The sequence below is a fragment of the Rhizobium sp. BR 362 genome (genome assembly GCF_036528765.1).
Classification (GTDB): domain Bacteria; phylum Pseudomonadota; class Alphaproteobacteria; order Rhizobiales; family Rhizobiaceae; genus Rhizobium.
Window position 1 is genome coordinate 14241 of the sequence record NZ_JARWGH010000038.1, and the last position, 13528, is coordinate 27768.

Sequence of the window (13528 nt, forward strand, 5' to 3'; positions counted from 1 at the left end):
TCCGATCGGCGACAAGCCGAGCCCAAATAGGCAAGCGGCGCACCAAAGACGGATTGTTCTCTTTTCGACACCATCGCTTTCACTCCGCGATGAAAAATAGCTGCGCTCCGACGTTGAATCTGCAATCAACAAAGGCGTGCTGAAAGAAGTTGCAAAAAGCCAAATAGTTCCAAGGGGATTCTTGGGATTGGAGCGATCTACCAAAGTATCTCGAATTGCCCTCCACCGGCCGCGAAGCGCCTGCTCCTCGCCTACAATATCGACATACTTCGCATCGCCTGAATCATCGTGGCGGGAGCAGTCCCGCCTGGAGCAATCCTTTCGGCTTCCGTTTATTCACGGCACCGTGGCGGCACAGAGACCGCTCGCTGAGGAACCTTCGCAGCCGATCACAGTTAGGGACTGCATTCGATCAACGGAGGTTATGATGAAAAGGATTCTCATTGCTGTGAGCGCGGCAGCACTCTTCGCATCGGGGACAGCTTTTGCTGGGGACACGGTGGTTATTCCTGGAGAGGTCAGGACATACGTGACGGAACAAGAAGTTCCATCGGTAACTTATGACGGCGATATCGTCGTCGGCAGCGAATTGCCGAATTCGGTGGAGGTACACACCATTCCCAGCAACAGCGACTACGCCTATACGGTCATCAATAAAAAGCGCGTCATCGTGAACCCGCATACCCATAAGATTATCGAGATCGTGAAGTAGCCGAAACCGGACATCGGCGTTGTGAAGCCGACACTCCGGGGTTCTATCGTGGACTAGCCTGTATCGCAGCCTTGATTTCGTGGAAATCAAGGCTGCGATACGCTTGAGCGTAATTGCCCGCCGGTCGTCAGGTGCCAGAGGCCTTGCCCGACGCCCCATGGGCCGGACCCTCTTCCTTCACCTCACGCGGCGTCGGCGTGGTAATGGCGCCGTGGTCGGGGTCCCTTACATCCTGTCCCCTCGAACCGTCCGCGCCTAATGCAAGCTCACGATCCCGGCTCTTGCGCCTGGTGTCACGCAGCCTGGTTGCTTCTTCAATCAGCGAGGTCAGTTCCTCGTCGGAAAAGTCGGATAAATCAATAGCTCTGCTCATATTGGTCTCCTAATGCGGTTTCTTTGTGCCGAACGCGCAGCTCGAAGGAGCGACCCTGCCGGGAGGAATTCCTCCCGCAACTTCGATTCCCTGAGGCTAAATTCCCACTGGCGCGTCATTGAAGCATGCCCCATGCCGGATCCCAGCGAACACCCTCCGACAACTCCACATAGATGGGCGGGCTTTCGCTGCCGGTCATCTTGTTTCGGGCAGCCCGAAAGGCGTCGTCCGGTTCCATTTCCTCACCCGGAAATATCGCGTCGTCTTCACCGGGCCCCGCGACCTTGCGGATAAATCCTCTAATCTGATCGCCGGAATGATAGAACTTGATGACGATGGAGCCCGGTGGAGCGGCATCCTTGCGATATTGTCGATAGGTTTCCATGTGCACCTCCTGAGATCATCTCGGAGACGGTCTCTATAGGATCGGTTTGCCTCCGGTCACGGCGACTGTGCTGCCTGAGACGTAACTCGACAGCGGATCGGCAAGCATGACGTAGGTGGTCGCAAGTTCGGCAGGCTGACCCGGCCGCTTCATCGGCACCTGCTTTCCGAAATTCTCGACCGCCTCCTTGGGCATGGTCGAAGGAATGAGCGGCGTCCAGATCGGACCGGGCGCCACCGCATTGGCGCGAATCCCTTTTTGCGCGAGCAGTTGCGCAAGACCGGCGGTGAAATTCTGGATGGCGCCCTTGGTCGTCGCATAGGCAAGCAATGTGGGATTGGGACTGTCGGAATTGATCGAGGCGGTGTTGATGATGGAGCTTCCCGATTTCATGTGCGGAACGGCCGCCTTGGTCAGATAAAACATGGCGTGAATGTTCACCTTGAAGGTCAATTCCCATTCCTGATCGGTGATATCGCCGATGTCGTGAAAGCTCGCCTGGTGAGCGGCATTGTTGACGAGGATGTCGACCCCACCGAGTTGCGAGACCGCCTTGTCGATGATTGCGCGGCAATGCTGCGGATCCTGGATGTCGCCGGGAACGAGAACGGCCTTGCGTCCTGCGTCCTCCACCCAGCGCTTCGTCTCCTCCGCATCATCGTCTTCGTCTAGATAGGCAATGAGAACATCGGCGCCTTCGCGTGCAAAGGCGATCGCAACGGCACGGCCAATCCCGCTGTCGCCGCCGGTAATGATCGCTTTCTTGCCGGTAAGCCGGCCTGATCCTCGGTAGGACTTTTCGCCATGATCCGGCACCGGCTGCATCGCCGCGGTATGGCCGGGCATCGGCTGCTGTTGAGACGGGAACGGGGGCGAGGGATGCGTGACCATGACTTCCTCCTTGCTATCGGTAAACTCCCATTCTCAACCGCCTGCCTCCCGCTTGGTTCCCGAAAAGAGCAAAATCAGCCGGGAGCGAACAAAAATGACGCTGCCGTTTTCCAGGAACCTTCGCGTGCCGCCGCAGTTCTAAAACCGGGTTCCAGGTCCGCCCGGCCATTCGTGCAGCCATTCGAAAGGACATTCCAATGCATCGTTTCCACGAGAAGGTCGTCATCGTCACGGGTGCGGGATCAGGCATGGGAGAAGCCACCGCACGCAGATTTTCCGAGGAAGGCGCGAATGTCGTTCTCGTCGACTATCATGCCGAGAACGTCAACAAGGTCGCGGCGGAGCTTCCGGCTGAGCGAACCATGGTGCAGGTGGTCGACGTCTCCCAGTCCTCCGCCGTCGACCAAATGGTTTCGACGACGGTCGCCAAGTTCGGCAAGCTCGACGTCATCATCAACAATGCGGGAGTGCATGAGGCTGGCGAGCCGACCGAAATCACGGACGAGCGCTGGCAAAAGGTCATGAACACGGATGCCGGCGGCGTCTTCTTCGGGTGCCGCGCAGCCATTCCGCATCTGAAGAAGACCAGGGGCGTGATCATCAATACCGCTTCCGTTTCCGGCACCGGCGGCGACTGGGGCATGAGCCCCTATAACGCCGCTAAGGGCGCGGTCGTGAATCTGACTCGGGCTTTGGCGCTCGATCTTGGCAAAAAAGGCATTCGCGTCAACTCCGTCTGTCCGAGCCTGACACGCACCGGCATGACGGAAGAAATGCTCAAGGACGAAGCATTGGTCGCCAAGTTCAAGGAACGCATTCCACTTGGCCGCGTCTGCGAGCCGGAAGAGGTGGCTGCCGTCATTGCCTTTCTGGCAAGCGACGACGCCAGTTTCATAACCGGCGCCATTATTGCCGTGGACGGAGGCGTCTCCGCTTCTAACGGACAACCCGCCCAGGGATAGCGAGGTCATTGCCATGAATTTCAAGCAGATCAACGAGACGAACGGTCAGCGCACCTATGTCGTCGTGCTCGATGCGAACGAGGAAGCGTTCTCCACCCTCAGCAATTTTGCCACGACCTACGAGATGACCGCCGCATCGGTCACCGCGATCGGTGCATTCGGAAAAGCAACGGTCGGCTGGTTCGATTTCGCCAGCCGCAGCTACCGCAAGATTCCGGTCGAGGAGCAATGCGAGGTTTTGAGCCTTCTTGGCGATATCGCGACCGGCGACGATGGCAAGGCGAGCCTGCATCTTCATGCCGTCCTGGGCCTGAAAGACGGCTCCACGCGCGGCGGTCACTTCATTGAGGGCATCGTCCATCCGACATTGGAAGTGACGATCATCGAGACGCCCGCCTACATGCACCGCCGGCATCACAAGGATTTCGGAATAAGCCTCATCGAGCTCTGAGCGGCCAACATTGCGCCTCCCTCGATTTGCAAGATGCCTACACTTTAAGTGTCCCTGCTGCTATGTTTATCGCGATTTGGTTAAGGGGGAAGAGTAATGTCTCTGCTTGCCTTACATCATGTGGCGATCATCACCGCTGATTTGGGAAAGTCACTGCCGTTCTATTGCCATGTGTTCGGTCTCGCCCAGATCCCGCGCCCGAATTTTCAGTTGGACGGTGCCTGGCTTGCCTGTGGCGCCCTGCAGATTCATCTCATCGTCAATCCGGCGGGGACGTTCCGCAAAAGCCCCGTGATCGACCGCAACGATTGGCACTTCGCCTTTCGTACCGATGATTTCGATGGTGTCGTCAAACGACTTTCGGAGCTCGGCTTCCGGGAGAACCTGCCCCAAGGCGATCCAAAGTGCCTGCTGATCTTCCGTTCCGGCCCCGCCGATTTCCCGCAGCTCTATCTTCGCGATCCTGACCTGAACGTTATCGAGGTCAACGGAGCGCTGTAAAGCGCGCTCATGCAAAGGAACCGTGAGGAAGGCGCGCAGTCTGGTATCTGCAGAACCGTGAAAATCTGCGCCACCGAATTCCCCTGAGTTGCCTGTGGGGGGTCAAACGTGAAAGTTCCAGTCTCGCCGCTTGCGGTTCTGATCTGCCACCGCACGCACCTGCCTTCATCATACGATGGAACAATCTGTTCCGGCCGAGGGTTACATTCACCACGTCGGGACTATGGGAAGCGCTGCTCACCCTTCCGGCGGTGGGCGAGTGCCAAAGGCCATGTTCCAAAGGAGACCAGCGATGAAACATCAGCAACCACGTGACGGAGCGCCCGGAACCACCGATCAATCCCCCAGATGGGAAGGCCCGGCCGGCTCCAAACCCGCCGGTTATCTTCCTGCCAAGGATGGCGGGGAAGCAGCACGGGACGCCAATAACGAGAACATCAATCATCCGCGCAAGCGCAAGGTTTCCGACGCACTGAAGCAAAAAGGCGATGACTGAAAGCGGCCTGCAATCAGAACCGGACCCCAGCAACGTCGGCAGCGATACCGGCGCCGTATGCTCCGGAGCCAAGCTCGCAGAGGGACAGCCGCCGGTTGTCGCTGACCCGGTGCCGTCAAAGGCAACCATTCCGAAAGCTCCACCATACCCCATGCATGAAATTGGAGACGAGTCGGAAGTCGTTTATCTCGCCCTGTTGGAGAGCGGCATAACCCGCAAGAAAGGCCGAAAAAGCTTTCTCTATTACGACGAGCGCGGAAACCGGATCAGCGATGAGGCGGAACTTGAGCGCTTTTCCGCGCTCGCCATTCCTCCCGCCTATACCGACGTCATTATTTCCCCCGATCCGAGATCGCACCTGCAAGCCGTCGGTCGTGATGCCAGGGGGCGGAAGCAGTATCGCTACCATCCCAATTGGACGGCCGAACGGGGCCGGGAAAAATTTGCGCAGCTTGTGGAGTTCGCAAGGGCACTGCCTGAAATTCGCAAGCGGATCGATATGGATCTTCGCCGCAGGAAGCCCGGATTGGCAAAGGCGCTTGCGACGGTCGTCTGGCTAATGGACAAGCTGTTCATCCGCATCGGCAATGAGGCCTATGCAATGGAAAACGGCTCCTATGGCCTGACAACCTTGCGCAGCCGGCATGTCAAACTGGTGGGCTCGCGCCTCCAATTTCGCTTCAAGGGAAAATCCGGTAGGGAATGGCGGTTGAGCTATACCGACCGTCGCATCATCCGCGCCGTACGAATGCTGCAGGAACTGCCCGGCCAGCATCTGTTCCAATATCTCGACGAGAACGGTGCCCTCCATCCGATCCGCTCGCAAGACGTCAATGCCTATATTCGCGAGGCCGCAGGAGGTGACTTCAGCTCACGGCAATTCCGGATCTGGGGTGCGACGCGAATGGCAGCTTCGGCACTCGCCGTTATAGAGCCCGCCGACAGCGCCACAGCGCGGGCAAGGCAGATAAACGAAATCGTCGACACGGTGGCCGCAAAACTAGTGAATACGCGGGCCGTCTGCCGAGGATCCTACATCCATCCCCGCGTATTCGAAGATTTCGAAAACGGCAGCCTGGCGAAGATCGCGAAGACGAAAGTGAGGAAGGGCTCCAGCATTCTGAAATGGCTGAATGAAGAAGAGGTGGCGGTTCTGCGGTGGCTGGAAGAACTGGAGTGACTTCGACCTGTCCTATGGCAGAGATTGCATGCAAGCGCGACCAACCATTGGCGGGCCAACATCACTTCATCACCCGTCTATGCTCGTGCGAACCAATGAAGACCTAGCTGCGGCGCCCTTGAGGCACCGTCCGGCTCAGGACTTCGAGGCATGTTCCGGCTTTCCCTTCCGTTTGGTGGATGCCATGTCGTGAAGTTCCTTCTCGCTCATGGAATCGACCATGCTCTTAGAAGCGCCTTTCAATTCGCTCTTTTTCTTTTCGCCCCGCTTGGCGGCAAGCGCCGCGCCGGCGGCCTTCTGTTGAGACTTCGATTTCGCAGGCATCATGGACCTCCTTCAGTTAACAGTCTTCCGGCACTAGAGCGGTTCAGCGCTTCACGGATTCGCTGAACCGCTCTATCCCGTTGTTCTCACGCAATTCCGGACGGAAAACCGCTCCGCACTTTTCCTGGAATTGCGCTAGAGAGATCCTGCCATCACGTGGCATCACCGAAACCGGCTAAAATCCTCTATGGCTCGATGCGCCGGTTACCGGCATGATCGTGATATTGTTCGGTCTGCACATTCTTGCTGTCGAGGCCCCTCTCCTTCGAATGCTGCGCTTTGTCTCTGTTGGAAAGCACCGCATTTTACCCCACACGAGAATCATCAAGCGTCGAGCGCGCGCCTGAGGCATCGCCTTTGCCCTGCGCTCCGCGTCCGATGTGTTTCTTCCCTGCATGTGCCATCATCTTTCTCCTTCAAAGCCGTTCGAAATTTCTGCTTAACCGGCAAATCGCAGCAGCAGTATCACGAGAACCACCGCCGCCAGGCCGCCCATGAAAACCAGCCGTTGCCAGGGCGCTTCAGGATGATCTCGCCCTGGCGGACATCCTGAGCCGCAAATGTCGGCGGTTCCGCTCGCTTCCGGTCAGTCTTCTCCTCGTCATTCATGTCCGCCTCACGCATGCTTCGGCGTGACCGCGATCTCACGCGGCCGCCATTTGCCGGCAGCTCTCGGCGCACTTGCGGCAAGCGTCCACACACTTGGCCATATCGCCGATCCGCTCGCAATCGGCAGCGCATTCGCTGCAGATTTCCGCGCATTCGCGGCAGACATGCGGATGGTGCCTGGAACCGATCAGCATGAAATGTGCCGACGTGCGGCATATCTCCGCGCACGCCATCATCAGCCGGAAATGCTGCGGCTTGGTATGTTCGCCGCCGACTTCCAGGCAATGGTTCATCGCCGTGGACAGACAAACGCTGTAGCAGCGCAGGCAGTTTTCGACACATTGCTGCATCTTGCTATCCAAATGCATTGTCGTCTCCTTTGACTATTGCGTCTGGTACGTGCCTGTGACGCTCGCTTCCGCGAGCACATGCTTCTTCGCTTCTGCCCACATCGCGCTTATGCCGGCGGCATCCGGAATCGAAAGTCTTGGAACGTCGAGGGCGGCAAGCCGGAAAATGTAGTGATGAGGGCGATCGCCGCGCGGCGGTTGCGGACCGTCGTAGCGCGCATTGCCGAAATCGTTCTTATAAAACCGCGGCGCATGATCCGGTGCCGTATCGGCGCTTTCGAGAAGGTCGGTCCACTGCGCCGGGATGTTGGCGATACCGCAGTGGCGAAACGTGCCGCTCGGTGCGTCCGGATCCTCCACGACCAGAGCAAAGCTCTTGGTGCCGTCGGGAGCGCCGCTCCAGGCAAGCGGCGGAAAGAGGTTCTCGCCTGCTCGCGCGTATTTCTTCGGGATCGCCTGATCCTGCGCGAAGGCTTTGCTGATCAATGTCAAAGCCATGATATTCTCCTTTTATTGTCAGGAATGACCGCTTCCCTGGTCGTGGCCGCTTTGCTGATTGAGGCCCCGAACCATATTCCTATCCTCGCTCCCAGCGGCGGGAGTGGCCTTCAGATCACCGCCTTTTCGATAGGCTTCCCTCGCCTGCTCATTCCGGTGCAGATCTGCGGCCGCATCGAATTCCTTCTCGGCGTTTGCCGTTTTCTCGCGTTTTTCGATGATGCGGAGTTGCTGTTCATGAGTTTTCTTGCCCGTCATGTTGTTCTCCCTTCTCGACGTAGACGCATTCTCGAGCTGCAAACGAGCCAGCGTGCGACTGATCGCCTCGACGCGTCCTGCGCTTGAATTCATAGTCGAACCCCTGCGCCTTCTCATTGTTCCCCTGGAATTCCGCAGGAAGGGCATTCATCGCGGGCTAGCATCGGCCATTGCAACGGACGACTCGTGTCGCGGTTGTTCGTGAGGCATTAGAAGCCTCGGCCAATTTCTGCGGCATGAAAGAGATATTTCCGTCATGCCGCGGAACATTCCGCTTTGGCCTGAGTTGCGTTTGCATCAGTGAGATAGAGCAACATGCAGAAATTTGACGATGATGACAAAAACGACAGGAGAGATCCGATAGTATCTCAGTCCCTTAGTCCGGCCGAAAGAAGTAAGAAGCGCCGCGCAGGACACTCATCGTGTTTGGAATAGTTATCGTTGCGCTGCTTGTTCTTGCTGAATGGCTATTGAACGGCGCAATTCTGCTGTCCAAAACCCAATAGACGAACAAATCCTCCCAACCCTCAAATATTACCCGCCGCGGCTGAGGCCGCGGCGGGTAAGGGCACGCTTCATTTATTCGTACGACCGCGCCGATGGGGATCGACACCGCCTTGCGGCGTCGTGTCGTTTGTGACGTCGCCTTCGACGGTATTTTCGCCCTGCAATTCCTCGTCATCTGGCGGGTTTACGATCCCGGGCGATCTGCCAATGCCGGGATCATCAACCAAATCCACATCGGCTGGCTTGGATCTCTTTCCGTGCTTTGTCGATGCCATGGGCGATTTCCTTCCATGCCTCGCATGTCATTGGCGATTGACGAATTTTGTAAACCGGCTGGTGTCGCCGCTTTCCGTCTTCTCCTGATAGAGAAAGGCAAGATCGTTCTCGTCGAATATCCGGAAAAACTCTTCCCAGCTAATTTCTTCGAGCGTTTCTTCGGGCTTGCCAAAATCGATCCGCAAAATGCCGCCCTTCTTCGCACCCTTGACCCGGGCCGGGCGACCATTCCTGGCCTTGACCCAATCGCGGATTTTGTCGTGATCCGTTGTCGTTTGAGATGCGCTCATCTCCGCCTCCTCTTTGTCGTGACTTCCGCCTAAGCCGACAGGCTCGCTATTGTTCCCGAAGCTTCAGCATTGTGATTGCGATTCATGCGGCCAAAGTTGCTGCGTCATGCGCTGCGTTGCTTCGACAGGCAACAAACGGCGCCCTGGTGGGTTTGGTCGAATAAGCTGGATAGAACAGGAGTTCGGTAAATGACCGTTATCAAGTTTTCGAAAGCTTGGCGGGATGAGAGCAATCCGGAGGCCGAGTTTCGCACCGTCGATGATTTCGGCCGGTACATGTTTCGCTTTCTCGCCGAGTACGAGTTCGACGGCCGGATCTTCAGCATCAGCTTTTGGGCTTATGACATAGCCGATGCTGAGCGGCGCGTTGCGCGCATGCGAGGCAGCCTCACTCTTCAGGGACAGATTTTCTGCGAAGCGTGAGCCAGCGGGAACAAGACGATCTGCTGGTGGATTTATATTTCTGGCGCCGAACGGCTTGATTTTTCACTCAGCAATGCTGCGTTGCACTTCCACAAGGAGAATTTCGATGCTCAGGTCCCTGTTTAGAGAATTCAGTGGCGTCAACGGCAAATTGAATGATCCGTGTCCCAGCCTTGCATCGTTTCGAAACAGGTGCAACGTCCTCGTGATTTTCGAAGGCTCCAATGACGACCGCCCTATCAGGCAGGAGGAGGAGCTTCTACATCATGAAAAGAAGCTGAGCGATCGGGACGTGACCGTGCTGAGGGTCGCCGGCGGCGGAGTCTTTCAGCTCTTCGAAGAGCCATACGAGCTCGATGCCGACGATATCCGCCGTGATCTGCAAGGTCCTTCGGACGACGAATTCGAAATGGTATTGGTTGGACTGGATGGCTCGACCAAACTCCGATCCTATGCTCCCCTGCCGACAAGCGTCATTCTGGACGTCCTCGATAAGGTCCCTCGGTCAATGTCATAGTTCGAAACGGCAAGCGGCAGCATCGGGCGGCAACGCTTCCGATCTGCGTAGCGCCGCCTGTTGTCGGCGAGTGCTGAAGGGAGAGGCGGACCGCGCAGATGGCGATGGGCATTAGCAGAAGGGACAAGTTCCACGCGATCCAGCTTTCGAACCGACGGCAGCCCTGAAGGTTCCCGAACAGAAGGAGAAAATCGAGCGGTCTATGCTGGCCCGAGGCGCGAATTCGCAGGAACGTGCCCCCGTTCGCGTGATCGTCGATTTCAGCGACTTGCGCCCGGTCCCATGATCAAAAAAGAATGGCTCACTGAGCCGCGGCGGTAACGCGCCAAACCGTATTGCCCACATCGTCGGCGACCAGCAGCGCGCCGGCTTTGTCGACCGCGAGCCCCACCGGCCGGCCACGTGCTTCGTTATCGGCGTTTAAAAAGCCGGTGACGATGTCCTGTGGCATGCCGTTCGGATGACCGTCGCGAAACGGCACGAAGATCACCTTGTATCCGTTGAAATTATAGCGGTTCCAGCTCCCGTGCTCTCCGACGAATGCACCGCCGCGATAGGTCTCCGGCAGATTGGTGCCGGTATAGAATGCCATGCCGAGGGGCGCCACATGCGAGCTCAGTGCATAGTCGGGCACGATCGCCTTGGCAACCAGATCAGGTCGCTGCGGCATGACGCGCGGATCGACGTTCTGACCATAGTAGCTGTAGGGCCAACCATAAAATCCACCCTCCTTCACGGAGGTCATATAATCCGGCACCAGATTGGGCCCCAATTCATCGCGTTCGTTGACCACCGTCCAAAGTGCATGCGTCTGCGGCTCCCAGCTCAGGCCGTTCGGGTTCCTGAGGCCGTCCGCAAAAATACGCGAATGCCCCGTCGCCCGATCAACTTCCCAGATGGCCGCGCGGTCCTTTTCCGCCTGGATGCCGTTTTCCGTAATGTTGCTGTTGGATCCGACCCCGACGAAAAGCAGCGATCCATCCGGGCTGGCAAGAAGGCTCTTGGTCCAGTGATGGTCAATAGGACCGCCGGGCAGATCGGTGAGTTTCGTGCCGGGTTCGGTGATGCTCGTCTCTCCCAGCTTATAGGAATAACGCATGATGGCGTCCGTGTCGGCGACGTAGAGATCATTGCCGACGAGTGCGACGCCGAACGGCGAATTGAGATGGTCGAGGAAGACACTCTTCACCTCGGCGACACCATCGCCGTCAGCATCGCGCAGCAGGGTGATGCGGTTGCTTTCTTCATTACCGCCGCCTCCGGAGGTCGCCAGCGATTCGATCCATCCCATGATAAGGTCCTTCGGACGCTTTGCGGATGCTTCGGGAGGGGCGATCGACTCGACCGCAAGTACATCGCCGTTCGGCAGCAGATAAACCGAACGCGGATGCTTCAGATCCGCTGCGAAAGCCCGGATTTGCAGGCCTTGCGCGACCGTCGGCTTCTCGCCGTTCTTCCAGCCGACCACGGAGGCGACATGCATGGGAGGGATCAGATATTGCGTCTGCGCGGGCAGCTTTGGATTTGGCCCGATCTGACCGCTGGAATCGGGCTCGTCGCGGCTGCAGCCGGAAAGGAGCAATATCGTGCCACATACGACGGCTGTCCCCTTGAAGCATGGCGTCGCATTCGTCGGATTGTTGAACATCAGTTGACTCCCACACGATGACGATAGACCATCGACCATCCCATCCAGCCGGTGAACAGGACGATCACCACGACCACGGCGGAGAGGATGAGACCGGTAGGAATGACGGAGGTCCAGGCGTCGCGGCTGTGTACCAGGGCGTTGAAGAAGGACAGGATCAGAACGAGGGCGTTACCCAGCAGGTGCGCCCACGCAGGCCACAAATCCCGGATGAGCCGGTTGCCAAGAAAATCGATCAGCCCGGCAATGGCTGCGAGCAGGCCCATCAACAAGCCTGCGGTCAACAACCAAGCGGAGAAATTCGCCCACATCATCTCAGCCGTTTGCCAATAGGCCAGGTCCGTTATGAGCGTGCCGACAAAGCATGCGATCGGAAAAGGCACCAGCATGGGATGAATTGGGTGCGTGGCGATCCGCGCGGTCGGGCGAAGGACTTGATTGGTCATGTCGTTTTGCCATAATGCTAATTGGAACGTGTATCGAACATCCGCGAAAACCCGTTGTTCCCTGCGCTTGTCTCGTCGATCTGCAAATCACGCGATTGCGATTGCCGAAGGGCGGGGATCAGCAGCCGATTGCAGGATGCATCGAAGACACGCGGCCTTGTGTCCGACGCCGGACGGTGGTCGCGTTGGACTACCGGGCAGAACTGATATTTGCTATGGCTAGCTTAGCAGGTGGTAGGAAGGTCCGTTGCGACCTGCACCTTCCGGGAGATGTCGATGGGGAAAGGGAAGGCAATGGCCGCTGGCGAAACGGAATTTTTAGTCTCCGCGTCAGCATCAGATTCTGAGGGGGAAGCAAATGAAGAAGAACCCACTCCGAGTAGAAACTTGAGCGATAATCTCACCCGGCAATTTGGACCGCATGCACCTTCGGCAGACGCCTGGCTGGCGGCGATTGTCGAAAATTCCGATGACGCGATCATCAGCAAGACCCTCGGCGGCATCATCACGAGCTGGAACCGGGGTGCCGAACGCCTGTTCGGATTCGAGGCGAAAGAAGCGATTGGCCTGCCGATTACCATTTTGATCCCCGATGATCGGCTTCATGAGGAAACAACGATCATAGGACGAATCCGCGCTGGTGAACGGGTCGATCACTATGAGACGGTGCGCCGGCGCAAGGATGGCCGCCTCGTCGACGTCTCTCTCACCGTGTCGCCGATCCGCGACGCGGACGGGATGATCATCGGAGCGTCGAAAATTGCGCGGGACATTTCCGAGCGCAAACGTGAGCGCGAACGTCAGACGCTGCTCCTGCGGGAGATGAACCACCGCATCAAGAACCTGTTCGCGATCACCAACGCATTGATCACGATGAGTCAGCGATCCGCGACGAGTGTGCAGGATCTTGCCGACAATTTGCGCAAAAGGATCGTTTCCCTGGCTCGCGCTCATGATCTGACATTGCCGGATCTTTCGGGAGATGTAACCGATCGATCATCGACGACGCTCCTTTCCCTCTTCGACGCGATTCTCGCCGTTCATCGGGAGGACGGCCACCAGCGGATAGAGATTCACGGCTCGGATTCCCCCGTTGGAGGCTCCGCACTGACATCCTTGGCATTGCTGCTGCATGAATTCGCCACCAACGCGATCAAATACGGCGCGCTCTCCCTTCCAGAGGGACAAATCAGGATCGACTTGGCGACCGACGACGAGCTCAGTCTGATCTGGACGGAAACGGGCGGGCCAGCCGTTACGACGCCCCGAGAAAGCGCCGGCTTCGGATCTCTGCTGGAGCGGGTTACGGTGGAAGGTTCGCTCAGTGGATCGATTACACGGGAATGGAGACCGGAAGGGCTTCGAATTCATTTGCGGGTTCCGCTTGAGAACCTGACCCGCTGACACCGCCGCCGATAAGGCGGCGCGCAT

General features: G+C 57.7%; 21 protein-coding genes and 1 pseudogene. 9 read left to right on the plus strand and 13 right to left on the minus strand.

Going from position 1 to position 13528, the window contains the following annotated elements; genetic code table 11:
- The first annotated feature begins 427 nt into the window (after window positions 1-427).
- Window positions 428-712, plus strand: a complete 285-nt coding sequence (locus tag QDY28_RS26740; protein WP_331384353.1) for a DUF1236 domain-containing protein — start codon at window positions 428-430, stop codon at window positions 710-712.
- Between the two features lie 127 nt (window positions 713-839).
- Here QDY28_RS26740 and QDY28_RS26745 read toward each other — a convergent pair whose 3' ends face one another.
- From QDY28_RS26745 to QDY28_RS26755, 3 genes are all read right to left on the minus strand, one after another.
- Window positions 840-1085: a hypothetical protein gene (locus QDY28_RS26745; protein ID WP_331384354.1), complete on the minus strand. Its 246-nt coding sequence runs from the start codon at window positions 1083-1085 to the stop codon at window positions 840-842.
- Window positions 1086-1200: 115 nt separating this feature from the next.
- A complete protein-coding gene (locus QDY28_RS26750) occupies window positions 1201-1470 on the minus strand; it encodes a hypothetical protein (RefSeq protein ID WP_331384355.1) in 270 nt (89 codons plus the stop codon).
- A 33-nt stretch (window positions 1471-1503) separates the two neighbouring features.
- Window positions 1504-2361: an SDR family oxidoreductase gene (locus QDY28_RS26755; protein WP_331384356.1), complete on the minus strand. Its 858-nt coding sequence runs from the start codon at window positions 2359-2361 to the stop codon at window positions 1504-1506.
- Between the two features lie 197 nt (window positions 2362-2558).
- Here QDY28_RS26755 and QDY28_RS26760 point away from each other — a divergent pair, with 197 nt between their 5' ends.
- The 5 genes from QDY28_RS26760 to QDY28_RS26780 all read left to right on the plus strand — a co-directional run bounded on the left by QDY28_RS26760 (window position 2559) and on the right by QDY28_RS26780 (window position 5951).
- Window positions 2559-3323 (plus strand): SDR family NAD(P)-dependent oxidoreductase, encoded by a 765-nt coding sequence (locus QDY28_RS26760; RefSeq protein ID WP_331384357.1) that lies wholly within the window; start codon window positions 2559-2561, stop codon window positions 3321-3323.
- A 13-nt stretch (window positions 3324-3336) separates the two neighbouring features.
- A complete protein-coding gene (locus QDY28_RS26765; protein WP_331384358.1) occupies window positions 3337-3774 on the plus strand; it encodes a PPC domain-containing DNA-binding protein in 438 nt (145 codons plus the stop codon).
- 96 nt (window positions 3775-3870) lie between these two features.
- Window positions 3871-4275 (plus strand): VOC family protein, encoded by a 405-nt coding sequence (locus QDY28_RS26770; protein WP_331384359.1) that lies wholly within the window; start codon window positions 3871-3873, stop codon window positions 4273-4275.
- A gap of 292 nt (window positions 4276-4567) precedes the next feature.
- Window positions 4568-4771 carry a hypothetical protein gene (locus tag QDY28_RS26775; protein ID WP_028750411.1) on the plus strand — a complete coding sequence of 68 codons (204 nt, stop codon included), beginning with the start codon at window positions 4568-4570 and terminating at the stop codon, window positions 4769-4771.
- A gap of 151 nt (window positions 4772-4922) precedes the next feature.
- Window positions 4923-5951 (plus strand): DNA topoisomerase IB, encoded by a 1029-nt coding sequence (locus tag QDY28_RS26780; protein WP_442967597.1) that lies wholly within the window; start codon window positions 4923-4925, stop codon window positions 5949-5951.
- A 135-nt stretch (window positions 5952-6086) separates the two neighbouring features.
- Here the strand turns inward: QDY28_RS26780 and QDY28_RS26785 are convergent, their stop codons facing one another.
- From QDY28_RS26785 to QDY28_RS26820, 8 genes and pseudogenes are all read right to left on the minus strand, one after another.
- A complete protein-coding gene (locus QDY28_RS26785; protein WP_260304992.1) occupies window positions 6087-6275 on the minus strand; it encodes a DUF3008 family protein in 189 nt (62 codons plus the stop codon).
- Window positions 6276-6460: 185 nt separating this feature from the next.
- Window positions 6461-6679: pseudogene (locus QDY28_RS26790) on the minus strand (hypothetical protein).
- Window positions 6680-6740: 61 nt separating this feature from the next.
- The gene (locus QDY28_RS26795) at window positions 6741-6884 is read right to left on the minus strand and encodes a hypothetical protein (protein WP_331384361.1); all 144 of its coding nucleotides are present in this window, start codon (window positions 6882-6884) and stop codon (window positions 6741-6743) included.
- Between the two features lie 35 nt (window positions 6885-6919).
- Entirely contained in the window at window positions 6920-7252 is a 333-nt protein-coding gene (locus QDY28_RS26800; protein WP_331384362.1) for a four-helix bundle copper-binding protein, read from the minus strand.
- 15 nt (window positions 7253-7267) lie between these two features.
- Window positions 7268-7732, minus strand: coding sequence for a YbhB/YbcL family Raf kinase inhibitor-like protein (locus QDY28_RS26805; protein ID WP_331384363.1), 465 nt, complete (start codon window positions 7730-7732; stop codon window positions 7268-7270).
- A gap of 18 nt (window positions 7733-7750) precedes the next feature.
- Window positions 7751-7990: a hypothetical protein gene (locus QDY28_RS26810; protein ID WP_331384364.1), complete on the minus strand. Its 240-nt coding sequence runs from the start codon at window positions 7988-7990 to the stop codon at window positions 7751-7753.
- A 575-nt stretch (window positions 7991-8565) separates the two neighbouring features.
- Window positions 8566-8772, minus strand: a complete 207-nt coding sequence (locus tag QDY28_RS26815) for a hypothetical protein (protein ID WP_331384365.1) — start codon at window positions 8770-8772, stop codon at window positions 8566-8568.
- 27 nt (window positions 8773-8799) lie between these two features.
- A complete protein-coding gene (locus tag QDY28_RS26820) occupies window positions 8800-9063 on the minus strand; it encodes a hypothetical protein (protein ID WP_331384366.1) in 264 nt (87 codons plus the stop codon).
- 189 nt (window positions 9064-9252) lie between these two features.
- Here QDY28_RS26820 and QDY28_RS26825 point away from each other — a divergent pair, with 189 nt between their 5' ends.
- Together QDY28_RS26825 and QDY28_RS26830 are read left to right on the plus strand one after the other, a co-directional pair.
- Window positions 9253-9486 (plus strand): hypothetical protein, encoded by a 234-nt coding sequence (locus QDY28_RS26825; RefSeq protein WP_331384367.1) that lies wholly within the window; start codon window positions 9253-9255, stop codon window positions 9484-9486.
- A gap of 106 nt (window positions 9487-9592) precedes the next feature.
- Window positions 9593-10003, plus strand: coding sequence for a DUF4174 domain-containing protein (locus QDY28_RS26830; protein ID WP_331384368.1), 411 nt, complete (start codon window positions 9593-9595; stop codon window positions 10001-10003).
- A gap of 301 nt (window positions 10004-10304) precedes the next feature.
- Here QDY28_RS26830 and QDY28_RS26835 read toward each other — a convergent pair whose 3' ends face one another.
- Both QDY28_RS26835 and QDY28_RS26840 read right to left on the minus strand, forming a co-directional pair.
- Window positions 10305-11651: a PQQ-dependent sugar dehydrogenase gene (locus tag QDY28_RS26835; protein ID WP_331384369.1), complete on the minus strand. Its 1347-nt coding sequence runs from the start codon at window positions 11649-11651 to the stop codon at window positions 10305-10307.
- On the minus strand, window positions 11651-12097 hold the full coding sequence (locus QDY28_RS26840; protein ID WP_331384370.1) for a DUF2231 domain-containing protein: 447 nt from the start codon (window positions 12095-12097) through the stop codon (window positions 11651-11653). The genes QDY28_RS26835 and QDY28_RS26840 overlap by 1 nt, the downstream gene beginning before the upstream one ends.
- 387 nt (window positions 12098-12484) lie before the next feature.
- Between QDY28_RS26840 and QDY28_RS26845 the strand changes: the two genes are divergently transcribed.
- Window positions 12485-13501, plus strand: coding sequence for a PAS domain S-box protein (locus tag QDY28_RS26845; protein WP_331384371.1), 1017 nt, complete (start codon window positions 12485-12487; stop codon window positions 13499-13501).
- The last annotated feature ends 27 nt before the right edge of the window (window positions 13502-13528 follow it).

Bases quoted from the DNA above. Each gene is read 5' to 3' on its own strand.
- QDY28_RS26740 (WP_331384353.1), top strand. From the start codon at position 428: ATGAAAAGGATTCTCATTGCTGTGAGCGCGGCAGCACTCTTCGCATCG.
- QDY28_RS26745 (WP_331384354.1), bottom strand. From the start codon at position 1,085: ATGAGCAGAGCTATTGATTTATCCGACTTTTCCGACGAGGAACTGACC.
- QDY28_RS26750 (WP_331384355.1), bottom strand. From the start codon at position 1,470: ATGGAAACCTATCGACAATATCGCAAGGATGCCGCTCCACCGGGCTCC.
- QDY28_RS26755 (WP_331384356.1), bottom strand. From the start codon at position 2,361: ATGGTCACGCATCCCTCGCCCCCGTTCCCGTCTCAACAGCAGCCGATG.
- QDY28_RS26760 (WP_331384357.1), top strand. From the start codon at position 2,559: ATGCATCGTTTCCACGAGAAGGTCGTCATCGTCACGGGTGCGGGATCA.
- QDY28_RS26765 (WP_331384358.1), top strand. From the start codon at position 3,337: ATGAATTTCAAGCAGATCAACGAGACGAACGGTCAGCGCACCTATGTC.
- QDY28_RS26770 (WP_331384359.1), top strand. From the start codon at position 3,871: ATGTCTCTGCTTGCCTTACATCATGTGGCGATCATCACCGCTGATTTG.
- QDY28_RS26775 (WP_028750411.1), top strand. From the start codon at position 4,568: ATGAAACATCAGCAACCACGTGACGGAGCGCCCGGAACCACCGATCAA.
- QDY28_RS26780 (WP_442967597.1), top strand. From the start codon at position 4,923: ATGCATGAAATTGGAGACGAGTCGGAAGTCGTTTATCTCGCCCTGTTG.
- QDY28_RS26785 (WP_260304992.1), bottom strand. From the start codon at position 6,275: ATGCCTGCGAAATCGAAGTCTCAACAGAAGGCCGCCGGCGCGGCGCTT.
- QDY28_RS26795 (WP_331384361.1), bottom strand. From the start codon at position 6,884: ATGAATGACGAGGAGAAGACTGACCGGAAGCGAGCGGAACCGCCGACA.
- QDY28_RS26800 (WP_331384362.1), bottom strand. From the start codon at position 7,252: ATGCATTTGGATAGCAAGATGCAGCAATGTGTCGAAAACTGCCTGCGC.
- QDY28_RS26805 (WP_331384363.1), bottom strand. From the start codon at position 7,732: ATGGCTTTGACATTGATCAGCAAAGCCTTCGCGCAGGATCAGGCGATC.
- QDY28_RS26810 (WP_331384364.1), bottom strand. From the start codon at position 7,990: ATGACGGGCAAGAAAACTCATGAACAGCAACTCCGCATCATCGAAAAA.
- QDY28_RS26815 (WP_331384365.1), bottom strand. From the start codon at position 8,772: ATGGCATCGACAAAGCACGGAAAGAGATCCAAGCCAGCCGATGTGGAT.
- QDY28_RS26820 (WP_331384366.1), bottom strand. From the start codon at position 9,063: ATGAGCGCATCTCAAACGACAACGGATCACGACAAAATCCGCGATTGG.
- QDY28_RS26825 (WP_331384367.1), top strand. From the start codon at position 9,253: ATGACCGTTATCAAGTTTTCGAAAGCTTGGCGGGATGAGAGCAATCCG.
- QDY28_RS26830 (WP_331384368.1), top strand. From the start codon at position 9,593: ATGCTCAGGTCCCTGTTTAGAGAATTCAGTGGCGTCAACGGCAAATTG.
- QDY28_RS26835 (WP_331384369.1), bottom strand. From the start codon at position 11,651: ATGTTCAACAATCCGACGAATGCGACGCCATGCTTCAAGGGGACAGCC.
- QDY28_RS26840 (WP_331384370.1), bottom strand. From the start codon at position 12,097: ATGACCAATCAAGTCCTTCGCCCGACCGCGCGGATCGCCACGCACCCA.